General features: G+C 47.6%; 11 protein-coding genes. 8 read left to right on the top strand and 3 right to left on the bottom strand.

Annotated features, from left to right (window positions below):
- Position 1: 1 nt before the first annotated feature.
- Positions 2–1213, bottom strand: a complete 1212-nt coding sequence (locus HF638_RS07795; protein ID WP_169479721.1) for a sensor histidine kinase — start codon at positions 1211–1213, stop codon at positions 2–4.
- Positions 1214–1423: 210 nt separating this feature from the next.
- On the opposite strand from HF638_RS07795, the gene HF638_RS07790 reads away from it, so the two are divergent.
- From HF638_RS07790 to HF638_RS07780, 3 genes are read left to right on the top strand one after another with little or no spacing between them, the layout of a single operon-like run.
- The gene (locus tag HF638_RS07790; protein WP_211175548.1) at positions 1424–2359 is read left to right on the top strand and encodes an ABC transporter ATP-binding protein; all 936 of its coding nucleotides are present in this window, start codon (positions 1424–1426) and stop codon (positions 2357–2359) included.
- A gap of 12 nt (positions 2360–2371) precedes the next feature.
- Positions 2372–3568 (top strand): ABC transporter permease, encoded by a 1197-nt coding sequence (locus tag HF638_RS07785; protein WP_169479720.1) that lies wholly within the window; start codon positions 2372–2374, stop codon positions 3566–3568.
- Positions 3561–4739 carry an ABC transporter permease gene (locus HF638_RS07780; protein WP_169479719.1) on the top strand — a complete coding sequence of 393 codons (1179 nt, stop codon included), beginning with the start codon at positions 3561–3563 and terminating at the stop codon, positions 4737–4739. The genes HF638_RS07785 and HF638_RS07780 overlap by 8 nt, the downstream gene beginning before the upstream one ends.
- 102 nt (positions 4740–4841) lie before the next feature.
- Here the strand turns inward: HF638_RS07780 and HF638_RS07775 are convergent, their stop codons facing one another.
- Together HF638_RS07775 and HF638_RS07770 are read right to left on the bottom strand one after the other, a co-directional pair.
- Positions 4842–5666 carry a flagellar motor protein MotB gene (locus tag HF638_RS07775; protein WP_169479718.1) on the bottom strand — a complete coding sequence of 275 codons (825 nt, stop codon included), beginning with the start codon at positions 5664–5666 and terminating at the stop codon, positions 4842–4844.
- Complete coding sequence (locus HF638_RS07770; protein ID WP_169479717.1) at positions 5650–6447, bottom strand: flagellar motor protein; 798 nt, start codon at positions 6445–6447, stop codon at positions 5650–5652. The genes HF638_RS07775 and HF638_RS07770 overlap by 17 nt, the downstream gene beginning before the upstream one ends.
- A 169-nt stretch (positions 6448–6616) precedes the next feature.
- On the opposite strand from HF638_RS07770, the gene uvrB reads away from it, so the two are divergent.
- From uvrB to HF638_RS07745, 5 genes are all read left to right on the top strand, one after another.
- A complete protein-coding gene (uvrB, locus tag HF638_RS07765; RefSeq protein ID WP_169479716.1) occupies positions 6617–8608 on the top strand; it encodes an excinuclease ABC subunit UvrB in 1992 nt (663 codons plus the stop codon).
- Positions 8609–9275: 667 nt separating this feature from the next.
- The gene (gene uvrA / locus HF638_RS07760; protein WP_169479715.1) at positions 9276–12134 is read left to right on the top strand and encodes an excinuclease ABC subunit UvrA; all 2859 of its coding nucleotides are present in this window, start codon (positions 9276–9278) and stop codon (positions 12132–12134) included.
- Positions 12135–12474: 340 nt separating this feature from the next.
- Positions 12475–12687: a hypothetical protein gene (locus HF638_RS07755; RefSeq protein ID WP_017692026.1), complete on the top strand. Its 213-nt coding sequence runs from the start codon at positions 12475–12477 to the stop codon at positions 12685–12687.
- 277 nt (positions 12688–12964) lie between these two features.
- Positions 12965–14131, top strand: coding sequence for a S1C family serine protease (locus tag HF638_RS07750; protein WP_248278073.1), 1167 nt, complete (start codon positions 12965–12967; stop codon positions 14129–14131).
- Positions 14132–14177: 46 nt separating this feature from the next.
- Positions 14178–16073 carry a stalk domain-containing protein gene (locus HF638_RS07745; protein WP_169479714.1) on the top strand — a complete coding sequence of 632 codons (1896 nt, stop codon included), beginning with the start codon at positions 14178–14180 and terminating at the stop codon, positions 16071–16073.
- Positions 16074–16352: the final 279 nt, after the last annotated feature.

Raw genomic sequence — 16352 nt, 5'->3', positions numbered from 1 at the left:
TTCAGAGTATATCCATTTGGTTCGTTATTGGAATGCGTGTAATTACCGTATACGGAAAAGCCGATTGAATCTCCAAGGCTCCTCCTACCATTTGTGTGCGTAGACGCATGCCTTCCTGTCCTATGCCACTTTCCTTAGAGGAATGGGGATTGATTTTGCCATCATTACTTACGCTCATAGAGACTTCCTGATCCCTGAATACCAACTCCACTGTGATCGAAGAAGCATTTCCGTGTCGTAGCGCATTGGTCAGGGCTTCTTTGGCATTTTTGTAGAAAACAATCTGTATGCTTGGATACAGCATATGAGATGGGCCATGAACTTCATAATGTGTCTTCACACCGGTATCTCTGCCCACTTCTTCAAGGAGACGATCCAGTGCGTAGGCATTGGATACATAGGAATCAGGCTGCAATTTATGAAGTGTGCTGCGCATATCATCCATACTGGTGGCCAATTGATCACGAATCTGTCTCACCATTTCCGTTCCCTTTTCCTGATCTCGGGGGAGGGTTAGCAGGGCGGCTTCCGACATCATTTTGGTGCGAATCAGTCGATGCCCGATATCGTCATGAAGCTGTCTTGAGATACGGGTGCGTTCCTCTGCCTGAGCCGCTCCTTCAAGTTGCTTTGTAAATAACAGCAGCTGCGCACGCGCTTCTTGTAGCTCGTAATGTTTGCTGCGAAGCTCGTCATAGACTTGTTCCAGTTGTCCGCGGCTGCTAGCCGATCTTGATCCCTGCCAGGACAGAGCCGCTGTGATGATCAGAAGTAGGTTGCTAAGAACCATCGCAGTTGTCTCTGCGGAGAATAGAGTAGCCTCGTTTGTATACTGTGTAGTTAACCATGGTTGCAATGTCTGTGGAGTAGAATAATGCCAATGCAATGCGATATTGCTTGCCACAAGCTGACTTCCAAACATCAACCACCGCTGGGTCCCTTCCAGTCTGTACATATACACGTAGAGCACTGATAAAGAGAGGAAGAACATAAATGGTCCAAACAAAGCGATCAGCCAGCAGCTCCAGAATATTTGGGCCAGAAGCAACAGCCACTGCTGTGCACTTGAACGGATGAAATCTTTCCACACGGAGAGTCCAAGTGCAATGATGATATAGAGGGTGTAGACGTCGTCGTTTTCCAAGGGTAGCATCAACAGGTACAGCACTGCTGGAACGATAATTAACCCGTATTGCAGAAACCGCATCGGCATATGGTTGTGACATCCTTTATATAAAAGTGGAGTAGAAAATCTCTCGGTAATGCGCCCTTGATTATACCATAAGCAGCATTCGAATCAGGAGATGACTTAAGTCACCTTCGATTCATGACTTTTCGTACCTTCGCTACAGATTACGATCCGTTACAATAAAATTATGAAATCCAGCGGCAAAGGCCGAAACGGAAAAGGGGCGTAAAAGGGATGGGCATACTTGAAGTGGATCATGTCGTAAAACGATACGGCAGCAGGCTGTCAGTGGATCATTTGAACCTTAGTGTTGGCAAAGGCGAAATTTTTGGATTGCTTGGTCCCAATGGAGCAGGAAAAAGTACCACCATTAGCATGATTGCAGGGCTCCTGAATATGGATCAGGGTGAAATCAGATTAGATGGGATATCGGTCAAGGAGCGACCGCTTGAAGTAAAGCGCAAGATCGGACTCGTTCCACAGGATCTGGCTTTATACGAAACGATGACGGCTGCGGAGAATGTGACTTTTTTCGCCCGGTTATATGGATTGCGTGGAAAATTGCTTAAGGAGAGGGTACAGGAGTCCCTTGAATTTGTAGGGTTGCAGGATAAAGCTAAGGATGCTCCCGCAACCTTCTCCGGCGGTATGAAACGCAGGTTAAACATCGCATGTGCGATTACACATCGTCCGGATCTAATTATTATGGATGAACCGACAGTTGGCATCGATCCGCAATCTCGGAATCATATCCTTGAATCAGTACGTACGCTTAACAAGATGGGTTCAACGATCATATATACAAGTCATTACATGGAGGAAGTAGCCGCGATTAGTCACCGGGTTGCAATTATGGATCAGGGGCGAATCATTGCCTGTGGGACTGAAGCAGAGCTGAGAGAACGGGTAGCATCGGAGGAAAAAGTAGTGCTCTCCACTTCCGGTATCGGTCCCGACGTGGTGGAAGAACTGAAACTTCACCCTCGCGTGCGAATGGTGGACGTATCAGAGAATACACTCACCATTACGCTGCCTTCGGCACAGCAGGATCTCCAGGATCTGCTCTTCATTTGCAGCAAACATGAAATATCCATTCAGTCGCTTAAGGTCGAAGAGCCGGATCTGGAAACGTTGTTCCTCAATCTGACCGGGCGTATGCTTCGGGACTAGGGGGAGCATGAGATGAATATATGGCATATTTGCATCTTTGAATTGAGACGTATTCTTAAGATTCGATCCGTGGTGTTGAACCTGTTCATTCTGCCGTTGTTACTTATTTTAATTTTGGGCACGGCACTTTCCAGTACGATGGGGACGGCGGATGATGTTATTCCGGATACTGTACGTGTGGGTATAATCCAGATGAATCCCGAATTAGGCGGAGGATCAGATACGCTTAATCAAGCGCTGGATACATTCGTGAACTCTCCAGTGGTAGCGGAGATGGTTAAGGTGCAGAACTTTACGACAAAAGAAGAGGCTGTCCATTCGCTGCGTACCGGCAAGCTGGACTTTGCCGTATTGATTCCTTCAGATTTTGAGCAGAACGTGATGATGGGGAAAGAGGCCAGGTTACAGTGGATACGAGGAAAGGACAACACACTTAATACCTTGGGTGAAACTTTGTTCACACGATTTACGGATGAATTGAACCGAAAGATGGCGATGACCAAAGTGCTCGGTCCGGAAGTAATGGCTGCCATGGCCTCTTATTCGGAGCCTGGTGCGACGAATTCTACCTCCATTGCTGTTATTAATCCCGGTAAGACAGGTACGGCGTATAGTTCCTCCCAATACTATGCAGCTTCCATGCTGGCGATGTTCATGTTGTACTCAGGCATGACAACAAGTACCAGCCTTTTTGGAGAGCGTGATAACAAAACGTTAATTCGCCTTCAGGCTGCCCCTCTAGGCAATGGAGTTATTTTCGCTGGAAAAATTGTAGGCAACAGCCTACTCGCTTTCTTGCAAGCAACGATGATTATCCTTATGACGTATTGGTTCTACGGTGTGGATTGGGGAACCCATCCTTGGTATATTGTGCTAACTTGTTTACTCATCACATTGGCATCTATGACCCTTGGCGTGATCGTCGCACTAGTATGCAAAAGCACGGCATCAGCCAGTGCAACCTTACAAGGTATCATCGTTGCCATGACATTCATTAGTGGTGGATTCAGGCCCATCCCGGTTGATTTTGTACAACGGATTAGTGAATTTACAGTTAACCACTGGGCGCTCCAGAGTTTTCTGAGAATGATGCTGGATGCACCTGTCGGAGAGATTATTTATAGCATTCTGATGCTAGGCGTGGTATGCGCTGTATTACTCGCCATCTCAGGATTGATCTATAGAAAGGCAGGATACCGATATGAATAGTCTACACATCGCCTGGTTGATGATCAGACGTACACTTGGACGTAAAATGGGCTTCATTACGTTTCTGCTTCTGCCTTGCCTGGTGGTTACGGGAGCAGTTGCTCTTTTTGGAAGTGAGCAGAGTACACAGGCGGTCATTCCCTATGTCAATGAGGATACAGGGGTAGCAGGGACATGGATGATTAACGAACTTGCTGGCAAAGAGGAATATCTGCTTAAGCCTATGAATAACGAAGCAGAAGTGAAGGAAGCCATCGCTCAGCAAAAAGGAAGTTCTGGCATCATCATTCCGGCACGATATACGGAGGATCTGTTACAAGGTAAGGCAACCGAGATCCAACTGGTGGAACTGCGTATAAGCGAAGATTCCTATACCCTACGAGCGGCGGTTGAAGGTTTGACGAGCGGATTGCAACAATCTGCTTCAGCTGTTACGTTGGCTGCGGGTCATGCCTCAAGTGAGACTGACATAACGGTGAAGATACAGAAGCCGTTTGAACAGCTAATACAGGAAACAGGAAAGCATCAGGTTGCTGGTGAAGTCACAGATCTGCAGATCTATCCCAAGCCAGGCCTGAACAATGTGACTGGATTTACGATCATGTTTATGATGGGTTTGCTGACCAGTGCAGTAGCCGTGATTATGGAGGATCGCAGGAAACGCACGATGGCCAGAGTATATACGGCGCCCGTTCGTGCATATGAGATTGCGCTTGGCAATTTCCTGGGTAGCTTTGTCATTGGCATGATTCAGATTGTTCTGGTTTTGGGAGTCAGCAGGTGGTTGCTGCATTATGATGCCGGCATTCCTTTTGGAATTCATTTCATGATCTTGGCAGCGTTCATGCTGGTCTCCATGGGCATCGCAAGTACCGTTGCAGGATTGATCCGTAATTCAAAAAATGCGAATATGTTGAATTCCCTTATTATTATGCCAACTTGCATGATAGGTGGTTGTTTCTGGCCGATCTCGTTCATGCCTGACTATATGCAGAAGCTTGCCAACTTTGTTCCACAGAAATGGGCGATTCAGGCGGTGGAAACGATCTCCGCTGGCGGTACGTTATTGGATATTACACTGCCACTATTGATTTTGTTCGGAATGGCTGCCATTTTGTTGACCGTAGGCTCAGCGATTCTACGTCCCAGTCAGCCAGGTGTGGATGCATAAGGCAATACGACATAAAAGAAAGCACGCTCTGCTGAATTGAATTCAGTTAGAGCGTGCTCTTTTTGCTTATAAGTATTGATGCATTATGCGAAATGTTGAAAATTAAGGTTGGAGCTGGCGCAATACAGTAATTTCAACTCGACGGTTCTTTTGTCTGCCAGTCGGTGTGGTGTTGTCACCCGTTGGGCGGGTATCTGCATACCCGGCATATTGGAAGCCATCAGGGTTGAGCTTCTCTGTATCCAGAAAGAATCGCAATACAGACAGTGCGCGTTCCCCGGAAAGCTGCCAGTTATCGGTATAGGCGGAGTTTGCCCCCACAGGAACATTATCGGTGTGACCCTCAATGCTGACAACAGTATTCAGATCACGGAACAGGCTGGCAAGCTTACTGAGTGTTGGTGCTGCACCATCCTTTAGAGCGGCCTGTCCCTGGTCAAAAAGGAAACGGTCACTTAGTGTAATGGAGAGGCCTTGTGGCTTGTCCGCAACAAAAATCTGATTTTCCAGTTTATTATCCTCGATATATTGGGTAATCACATTGAACAGATTTTGCAGTTCCTGTTCCTGTGATCTGAATTGCTCTTCCCGCTCTGTGAGAGGCTTGTTGTCATCTTCTGGCGTAACAGTCCCGGAATCGGGAGGCGTTCCTTCACCCTGAACCTCGGATGGTGGGGTCTCTGTAATCGTCTGTCCCGGTTTCTCACCGAGCCCCTCACCAAGCTCGAGTACAGAGTCTGACGCGTTGAATGTATTTTGTAAGGATTGAGTAACGACGTCATATTTACCGGAATCAAGATTGCTCATGGCGTACATGATGACAAAAAAGATCAAAAGCAGGGTAATGAGATCGGCATAAGTAATCATCCAGCGATCCCGATGATCGACAGTTTCACGTTTTCCGCGCCTTTTACTGCGCCGACTCATCCAATCCCTCCTTTGCTAGAGGGCGTATGTGCTGACGATGCGTGAGTGTGAAGGACTCCAGTCTTTTGCGTACAAGCTGGGGATTCTCACCGTTCTGAATGGCAAGGACACCTTCGAGAAGCATTTCCATGGTCTGCACTTCGTCGGCACCTCTGGATTTGATCTTGGAGGCAATGGGCAAAAAGATAAGATTGGCACTGGCGACCCCATACAGGGTTGCGGTAAAGGCAACAGCAATGGCAGGTCCGAGTCCGGTTGGATCGGTCAAACTGCCAAGTACCTGAATAAGTCCCATCACGGTTCCGATGATCCCCATGGTTGGCGCGTACCCACCAGCGGATTCAAATATTTTGGCGTATCCTTCATGTTTTTGTTCAATCGAGTCAATCTCCATCTCCAGGATCTGACGAACCACATCCTGATCGGTACCATCGACAACCATCTGAATCCCATCTTGCAAAAATGGATGCGGATGATCCATAACCTTACGTTCCAATGCAAGCACACCTGAACGGCGCGCGATCGAAGACATCTCGACCAGTTCTTCAACCCACAAGCCTGATTCATTATTGTTACGTCCAAAAGCCATACGCAGGGCAGCTGGAATCGTACGCAGACGATGCGCTGGGAAACTGGCAACCACAGCAGCAATCGTTCCACCGAATACAATTAAAGCAGCCGTTTTTTGCATGAGACCGGACAATTGACCGCCTTCCCACAAAAAACCGCTAATGACTGCGGCAATTCCGGCAATAATACCGATAAGTGTCGCAATATCCATAAATTAACCCACTCCTATCTTCATTTCACGTTTGCATCACTAAAACGAACGAGGTATAATTAAACGGGAACAAATATTCCTATTACTATAAGTTTTCCCATATGAAAATTCGGGGAACTTCGACAATATATAGTGACTATTATTTTAGACGATAGGGTGAGATACGGCAATGAGCGATATTATAATGAGCGACAAAACGTTCGAAATCGAGTCAGAGTTTTCTCCCCAAGGTGATCAGCCTGCAGCCATTAAAGAATTGGTGAAGGGTGTTCAGGAGGGGAAAAGGTATCAGACTCTGCTGGGTGCAACGGGTACGGGTAAGACATTCACCATTGCACAGACCATAGCTCAGCTGCAACGGCCAACGCTGATTATTGCGCACAATAAAACGCTGGCAGCGCAGCTGGCAAGTGAGTTTAAAGATTTTTTTCCTAACAACATGGTTGAGTATTTCGTTAGTTATTACGATTATTTTCAGCCAGAAGCATATATCCCTTCCTCTGATACGTATATCGAGAAGGATTCAAGTATTAATGAAGAGATCGACAAACTGCGGCATGCAGCGACAAGTTCATTGTTTGAGCGCAGGGATGTCATTATTGTAGCGAGTGTATCCTGTATTTATGGTTTGGGTTCACCGCATTCGTATTCCAGCATGTTGCTGTCACTCCGGGTAGGTATGGAGAAACCACGTAATCAGATTTTGTCTCGTCTGGTAGAAATCCAGTATCAACGTAACGATATTAACTTTGTGCGGGGTACATTCCGTGTCCGTGGGGATGTTGTGGAGATATTCCCTGCCTCCAAGGGCGAACATGCGATTCGGGTTGAATTGTTCGGTGATGAGATCGAGAAAATTACGGAGATCGACGTGTTAACCGGTGAACTGATTGGCGAACGTGAACATATTGCCATCTTCCCGGCGTCTCACTTTGTAACGCAAGAAGAGACGATGAAGGTTGCGCTGGTGAACATTGAGCGTGAGCTGGAAGAGCGTCTTGAAGCGTTGCGTGAACAGGGGAAATTGCTGGAGGCTCAGCGACTGGAGCAGCGCACAAGGTACGATATCGAGATGATGAAGGAAGTCGGATTCTGTTCGGGGATTGAGAACTATTCCGGTCCGCTGACTTTCCGCGAACGCGGCGATACGCCATACACACTGATGGATTACTTCCCGGACGACATGTTGATCGTGGTCGATGAGTCTCATGTGACCCTGCCACAGATCCGTGCGATGTACAATGGTGACCAAGCGCGGAAGACGGTATTGGTTGAGCATGGTTTCCGTCTGCCGTCAGCGCTGGATAATCGTCCACTCAAATTCGATGAGTTCGAAGGCAAGATGGATCAGATCATCTATGTATCGGCCACACCGGGTCCTTATGAGATAGAGCATACCGATACGATGGTGCAACAGATTATTCGTCCAACAGGGCTGCTTGATCCAATCATTGAACTGCGTCCAACGAAGGGACAGATTGATGACTTGATCGGTGAGATTAATGATCGGATTGCCAAAGACGAGCGTGTGTTGATTACAACATTAACGAAGAAGATGTCCGAGGATCTGACGGATTATCTGAAAGAGATTGGAATCAAGGTACGTTACCTGCATTCCGAGATCAAAACGTTGGAACGGATGGCCATTTTACGTGATTTAAGGTTGGGCGTTTTCCATGTGCTAATCGGAATCAACTTGCTCCGGGAAGGTCTGGATCTGCCCGAAGTATCCTTGGTAGCCATATTGGATGCCGATAAAGAAGGATTCCTGCGTTCCGAGCGTTCACTAATCCAAACGATTGGCCGTGCAGCACGGAACAGCGAGGGTCGCGTTATTCTATACGGTGATAAAGTAACTGATTCGATGGACAAGGCGATTAAGGAAACCGAACGTCGTCGTGAGATTCAGATCGAGTACAACGAGAAACATGGAATTACACCACAGACGATTCGCAAAAAAGTGCGTGATGTGATTGAGGCAACCAAAGTTGCCGAATCCAAGAAAGACTATCTCACAGGCGCAGCCGAGAAGATGTCGAAGAAGGATCGCCAGGCGCTTATTCAGCGCTTAGAGGTAGAGATGAAAGATGCAGCCAAAAACCTGCAGTTTGAGCGTGCTGCCGAGCTTCGCGATGCGTTGCTGGAACTTCGCGCTGAATAAGGTACAGCTCATTCATATGCTCCAGTAAAGAGATATCTGTAACAAGAGAACGGCCAATTGGCCGTTCTCTTGTTGAGTAAGGAAATCATCTATATCTACCGATAATAAGAGATGTTGAAATCTTGGAATCAGGTCTATACTGATAGAAAAGTTGAAATTGGTTAAAAGGTTTATAGGAAAGCATTTGGGAGTCGTGTCCCCCTGAGAGCCGAGAGCGTCCCGGTGTCGAACTTGGAGCCGAGCCGAAGGCAATGGCGACTTGTCGCGATCAAGGCGAAGCCAAGAGCGTCCCGGTGTCGAACTTGGAGCCGAGCCAAAGGCAATGGCGACTTGTCGCGAACGTGGCGAAGCCGAGAGCGCCCCGGTGTTGACCTTGGAGCCGAGCCAAAGGCAATGGCGACCTGTCGCGATCAAGGCGAAGCCGAGAGCGCACCCTCGCAGTAGAGCGGCCGTATAAGGTTCCGGCAATGAAGCCGGAACCTTATACGGAGCCGCGGGCACACGACCACCCTTCACATAGAAAGAACCGATCCCTCACCGTTGCACCGCTTGTTTCGGGTGTCCAGAGGGCTGCGCCCTATGGGCCCTCCCTTGGAAGGGAGGGTTTGGGAGGGATCGAAAAGCCTTTAAAAAGGTTTGGATTAACACACTGAGAGGATGAATACTATTGGCGAGCGATAACATTGTCATTAAAGGCGCACGAGCGCATAACCTGAAGAACATCGACATTACCATCCCGCGTGACCGCTTTGTTGTATTGACCGGCCTGAGTGGCTCAGGCAAGTCCTCGCTGGCTTTTGACACCATCTATGCCGAAGGACAGCGACGTTATGTCGAATCATTGTCAGCTTATGCACGGCAGTTTCTGGGACAGATGGAGAAACCGGACGTTGATTCCATCGAAGGATTATCTCCTGCCATTTCAATAGATCAGAAAACAACAAGTCGCAATCCGCGTTCCACGGTAGGAACCGTGACCGAAATTTATGATTATCTGCGTCTGTTATTTGCACGTGTGGGCCATCCGCATTGTCCAGACCATGGCGTGGAGATCAGCTCCCAGACCGTAGAACAAATGGTTGACCGTATTATGCAATATCCAGAGCGTACCCGGTTGCAGATCTTGGCACCTATTATCTCTGGTCGTAAGGGAGAGCACAAAAGTGTATTTGCCGATGTGTCCAAGCAGGGCTTTGTCCGTGTACGAGTGAACGGGGAATTGCGTGACCTGTCAGAAGATATTCAATTGGAGAAAAACAAAAAGCATACGATTGAAGTGGTCGTTGACCGGATCGTCGTTAAAGATGATGTACAGGCGCGTTTGGCTGACTCCATTGAAACGGCACTTAATTTGTCCGGCGGACAACTACTTGTGGACATTATGGGTCAAGAAGAGCTACGCTTCAGTTCTAACTTTGCCTGCCCGGTGTGCGGATTCAGTATTGAAGAGTTGGCGCCGCGGATGTTCTCATTCAATAGTCCCTTCGGAGCTTGCCCGGATTGTGATGGACTGGGTGTTAAAATGATCGTTGACCCTGATCTGCTCGTACCGGATCGCAGCAAGACGATCGAAGACGGTGCTTTTGATGCCTGGACAGGTGGAACATCCACCTATTATCCGCAGTTCCTCAAGTCGGTATGTGAACACTTCAACATTCCGCAGAATGTGCCTGTCGAAGATCTGCCAGCTGAACAGATGAACAAGTTGTTACAGGGTACAGGTACGGAGAAAATCCGTTTCCGGTATGAGAATGATTTTGGACAACGCAAGGAAGCGCTGGTTACCTTTGAAGGTATCGTGAATAATCTGGAGCGTCGTTACCGTGATACAGCATCTGAAGGTATTCGCGAATTCATTGAAGGTTACATGAGCGCGAAGCCTTGTGGTACGTGTAAAGGTCAGCGTCTGAAACGGGAAAGTCTCGCAGTTACGATCAATGATCATAACATGGCGTATGTGACTAGTTTGTCCATTGGTGAAGCTGGTCGATTCTTCGATACATTGGAATTGTCGGAGAAAGAGCAGACGATTGCCAAGCTTATTCTAAAAGAAATCAACAGCCGTCTCGGCTTCCTGGTGAATGTTGGTCTGGATTACCTTACGCTGAGTCGTGCTGCCGGAACATTATCTGGTGGAGAAGCGCAGCGGATCAGACTGGCCACACAGATTGGTTCCAGCCTGATGGGTGTACTATATATTCTGGATGAGCCGAGTATCGGTCTGCATCAACGGGATAATGACCGCCTGATCTCAACGCTTGCGCATATGCGGGATATTGGTAATACTCTGATCGTGGTTGAACATGATGAGGATACGATGATGGCTGCCGACTATATTATTGATATTGGTCCGGGTGCAGGTATCCACGGAGGTACCATCATGTCACAGGGTACACCGGAAGAGATCATGAACGATGAGAACTCGTTAACCGGTCAATATCTGAGTGGTCGCAAATTCATTCCAATTCGTGCAGAACGTAGAAGTGTAGGAGACCGCTGGCTGGAAGTACGCGGAGCCAAAGAAAATAACCTGAAGAATCTGAATGTGAAGATTCCTGTAGGTGTGTTTACTGCGGTAACGGGTGTGTCCGGTTCAGGTAAATCCACATTAATCAATGAGATCCTGTACAAAACGCTGGCACGTGATCTGAACCGTGCTCGAGTACGTCCGGGTCAGCATAAAGAGATTCGTGGTCTGGAGCATATCGATAAAGTCATCGATATTGATCAGTCGCCAATCGGGCGGACACCACGTTCCAATCCGGCTACGTACACAGGTGTCTTTGATGATATCCGGGATTTGTTTGCTCAGACGAATGAAGCCAAGGTACGTGGATACAAGAAAGGCCGGTTCAGCTTTAACATCAAAGGTGGACGTTGTGAAGCCTGCCGTGGAGACGGCATTATCAAGATCGAGATGCACTTCTTGCCGGACGTCTATGTCCCTTGTGAAGTCTGCAAAGGTAAACGATATAACCGGGAAACGCTTGAAGTGAAATATAAAAACAGAAACATTTCCGATGTGTTGGAAATGACGGTTGAAGATGCAACCCAGTTCTTCGAGAACATTCCGAAGATCCATCGCAAAATGCAGACGCTGATGGATGTGGGTCTGGGTTACATCAATCTGGGACAACCTGCAACCACATTGTCCGGTGGTGAGGCCCAGCGGGTGAAGCTCGCTTCCGAGCTGTATCGCCGCAGTACGGGGAAAACCATCTACATCCTCGATGAGCCGACAACCGGTTTGCATGTCGATGATATCGACCGTTTGCTAACCGTATTGCACCGTCTGGTTGATTCTGGGGAATCGGTGCTAGTGATCGAACATAACCTGGATGTGATCAAAACGGCAGACTATGTTGTCGATTTGGGTCCAGAAGGCGGTAGCGGTGGAGGAACCATTGTTGCAACTGGAACACCTGAGGATATCATTAAAGTGGAAGCTTCCTATACAGGCAAGTACTTGAAGCCAGTTCTGGAGCGGGATACCGAGCGGAGTAAGGCACTGCAATTGGTGGACTAAGTCCTTGTAGTCAGAGATTATTGAACAATTAACGATAGTGACTAGGCCCTTCTTTTCGAGAAGTGTGAGACATTGGATTACGATCTGATGTGCTCTGCTTCCGACAGGAAGGGTTTTATTTTTATGGGATATGTAGGCGGTTCCCCTGTACTATATTGTTTTTCGTGAAAGTGTTTACATATGTGTTGGGACAAGCATTGCAAGAATATTCGACCAAATTGGATTTTTTTCATTTTTATGGATGATAGGGCTTGCATTACAAGCAGGGTACAGATAACATAGAGGAAGATATTAGGGTATGCGTTAGCTGTTCAACTATGGTGAGGAGGTCTGTCTATCCATGCTGTTTGCAGAAGCTGCCACGGCGAGTACATCGAATTTTAATGCATTTGATATTTTTGTCATCTTATTTACGATCCTGATTTTCATCGGAGTCGTTCGCCTCCTTCGGGCACCGAAGAAGAATCTGTTTGCGATCGGATTTGCAGTAGTCAGCCTACTGGTATTTCTGATGACAGACTATGCGATGATAACCGGTTGGTTTGCTCAGTAGGAATGCTGCTAAAGTGAATGGAATTTAAGCCAATAGTGGTACAAATGAACACTTTCCAGAGAGACATGGAGGGTGTTTTTTTCATTTCGTTTGAACGATTGAAGAGGATTCTATCTTCTCTACCAAAATAGGGACTTAAAACAATTGTATATCCAGATTCTGTATGATACATTGAGGGATACCGGAATTGCAGATGAGAGAAAGAGAGAATAGATTCAGCGATGAATCCGATGTCGAGTCGCGCAAGAAGGATGTATAGAGAGGGTCAGGTGAGAATATGAGCGTGTTGGGTAAAAAGGGGATAGCCATACTGATGGCTGCTGTACTCTCAATCAGTGTAGCGGCAACGGTTGGTGCGGCTGAATCCAAAACGGCAATGCAAGCGAAGGTGGTAGATGGTCAAGTCTATGTGAACACCAAGGATCTGGTCAAGGCATTTGGTGGAAGTGGACAATATGATGCCAAATCCGGAACATACACGTACAAGGGAAATGAAGCCATTCCCAAAGTGATCGAAAAGGTGTCTCCTTCGGTCGTAGGCATTATTGGGAAATCTACCGAAGTACAGGAAGGTGCATCATCAGATGACCGCTATAATCTTGCACATGGTACAGGGGTCATCATTCGTTCCAACGGGTGGATCGTGACGAATGCCCACGTGGTCGACGGATTAGTGAATCCGGTGGTCGTAACGACGGATGGCAATACATACAAAATTACGAAAACATACAGTGATGCACTAAGTGATCTGGCGTTAATCAAAATCAATGCCAAAGCACTTAAACCGGCGAGCTTCGCCAAAGCTTCACAAACCTCTGTTGGCGAGACGGTAATCGCCATAGGTACACCGATTTCCTTTTCATTGCGCAACTCGGCAACGGTAGGGGTAATTAGCGGCTTGAATCGTGGTGTTGAGGCGACCTACCGGTTGATTCAGACTGATACGGCCATTAACCCAGGGAATAGCGGAGGACCGCTGGTCAACCTGAAGGGTGAAGTGGTCGGTATTAACTCGATGAAATTCTCTGCGGTCGGCGTAGAAAGCTTGGGATTTTCGATTCCGGTCGATACCGTTCAATATATCATCAATCAGTTTTTTGAATATGGCAAAATAAAACGTGCGAGTCTGGGGCTACAGCTGGAAGAAAGCTGGTCTGCTGTTGTGGGCCTGCCTACAGATGATCCATTAACGATCACGGGCGTACTGTCTCCTGAAGCGAAGAAAGCCAAAATCAAAGAGGGCGATGTCATCTATAGTGTGGCTGGCACACGTGTGTCCTCTGTCGTGGATATCAATGAGTTGCTCAAAACGTATCTGCCTGGGCAAAAGGTAAAGCTGTTGATGCAAACGGATGGCGATATCGTAACCCGTACGCTAGTGCTTGCTGATCGCGCAGACATTCAGGACGAGGAAGATGAAGCGTTCCTTGCAGATGATGAATAATATAGCCCGGCGATCAACCCGGATGGAGAGAGGACGAAAGAACGGAATGAAAAAGTCATGGATACGTGTGCTGAGCACAGGTGTATTAACCGGGATGCTGACTATTGGGGCGGCACTGCCTGTATGGGCGTCTGATCTGACGACAAGTGAACTACGAGTCAAAGCAGGTAGCACGAGTGCCTACATTAACGGCGATAAGCAGGCCATAGCCAAACCGTACAAGGTCAAGGGTGTAACGATGGTACCTGTCGGTGTCTTCAAGAAAGCATTTGGCAGTGAAATCCGGCTGGAGAAAAATGATGTCGTCAAAATCAAGGAAGGTCCGCATACGGTGACTCTAACGATTGGCAGTTCAATTGCTTGGATGGATGGTGTGAAACATGAGATGGGTGCCGCTCCCAAGATGGTAAATGGCGTACTTATGGTCCCGCTTCGTCCGGTTGCTGCGGGTATCGGAGCGACGCTTGCTCCAAACAGTTCGGGAGAAATGGTGATTCGTCTGTTGCAAACCGATGATTCGGTGGACGATGAGGATGGCATTCATTTGGACGAAGGTAAAACCAGAATCGGCAACAGTTTTTACGGTTGGTCCATCAACTATCCGGCAGACCTTATGGTTTTCCAGACTGGTGAGCAGGAGCGCATGATGACTTTCGGCGCTGCGGACAACAGTTATTATCTTGAAGTGTATGTCAGTGACCAGGATGTGGCTCTGGATTCGGATGATTTGTTGCAGCAACTCGTCCAGGAGGCCAAACAATCGGGAGATACGGTGCTGGATCGTGAAGCGGTGTCGAAAGGCAAAACGCCTTATGCACGGATTATCGTGAAAGATGTAGACGGCATGTTGTGGGAGATGCGCCAGTATCTGAGCGAAGGTCGTCAATATGATGTGTACCTCGCGGATTACGAAGCCCTGAATTATAAAGATCTGGGCAACCGTGCGGCGCTGCTCAATTCATTCCAGCCTACCTATGCGGAGTCGGATCGAACGATCAAGGATCTGTCTACCGTAGATAATGGCATGCGCTCCGCGTGGAATGATGACTATGGCATTGAATTGAAGATTCCTGCCGGCTGGTCGATGGACAACAATCAGATGATCTATGAAGCCAAGGATGGTGCGTATCTGCAATGGCGTGTCACTTCGGCGAAGGCAGGTACAACGGTAAAAGACTGGAGCGGCCAACTGGATAAGTGGATGCGTGAGACATTTACACCAGAGAGTTACAAGCCAATTGGCTCATACACGATGGATATCTCGGGAGAGACTGCCGAGGTGAATGAATTCCGTTATAACTTTGGCGGGGGCTGGCAGACCGAGTTTGATGTTCTTTTGCAGAAGAATGGGTATCGGTATTATGCAGAGTATACGTTCCCTGAGGAGCAGGTTGCAGATCGGGCATGGTTTGAACGGATCATGAAGAGTGTGGAGATAGATTTTGATACGGTTGCCGATAATTTCGGTCAGCTAGATGAAGATCCTTATTTGACAGACAAAACCAAGACACTCACGCGTACGTCCAAACGTTATCATTACAGTGTGGATATTCCACGGTACTGGACGCCATACAGTGATCGATTCGAATATTCACCTGTGGTGTACACCTTCACGGGAGGAGAATTCTCCATTGCGGCGAGCGAAGACAAGTCGATCGAGATGACGGTAAGTCAACTGAGAGAAGCTTATGCCGAAGCCACCAAAACCCGTAAGAACTTCAAATTGCTTCGCAGTGAGGAGTTAACGTTTGCGAGTGTGCCTGCATTTTCCTTTACGTATCATGAACTGGACAAGGGAGTGCCATATGCGGGTCGCCAGATCGTGTTCGAAAAGGACGGAACGACCTATACAATCACAAGTGGTCTGAATGATGCCAATAAGACAGAAGTCCAGGCAGCCGCCTTGGAAAAAGCAGTGAACTCATTTACTTTTATTAAATAAATGTATCGGAGCCGGAGGGTCAAAAGACCTTTCGGTTTTTTTGTCGTGCTGGAAATGAAAATGGTAAACGGTTTTTTCAGGAAAGCCGTAGAAGAGTCGGTGCAGAAGTGGTACACTATACTAGTTCAGGAGTTATGACTGCTGATCTGATGAATATGGATGACTGTAAGCTTGGAGTTCAGGCAATACAGACATAATGTATAGATATAGCAATACAGTGACAATGCTGGTGTACCGGATTAGGTACAGGTTTAGGCTTGGTGAGTTCAGGCATTTAAG

Source organism: Paenibacillus sp. SZ31, assembly GCF_012912005.1.
Classification (GTDB): domain Bacteria; phylum Bacillota; class Bacilli; order Paenibacillales; family Paenibacillaceae; genus Paenibacillus.
The sequence above is the reverse complement of the archived record's forward strand: the minus strand, read 5'-3'. Positions and strand labels throughout refer to the sequence as shown.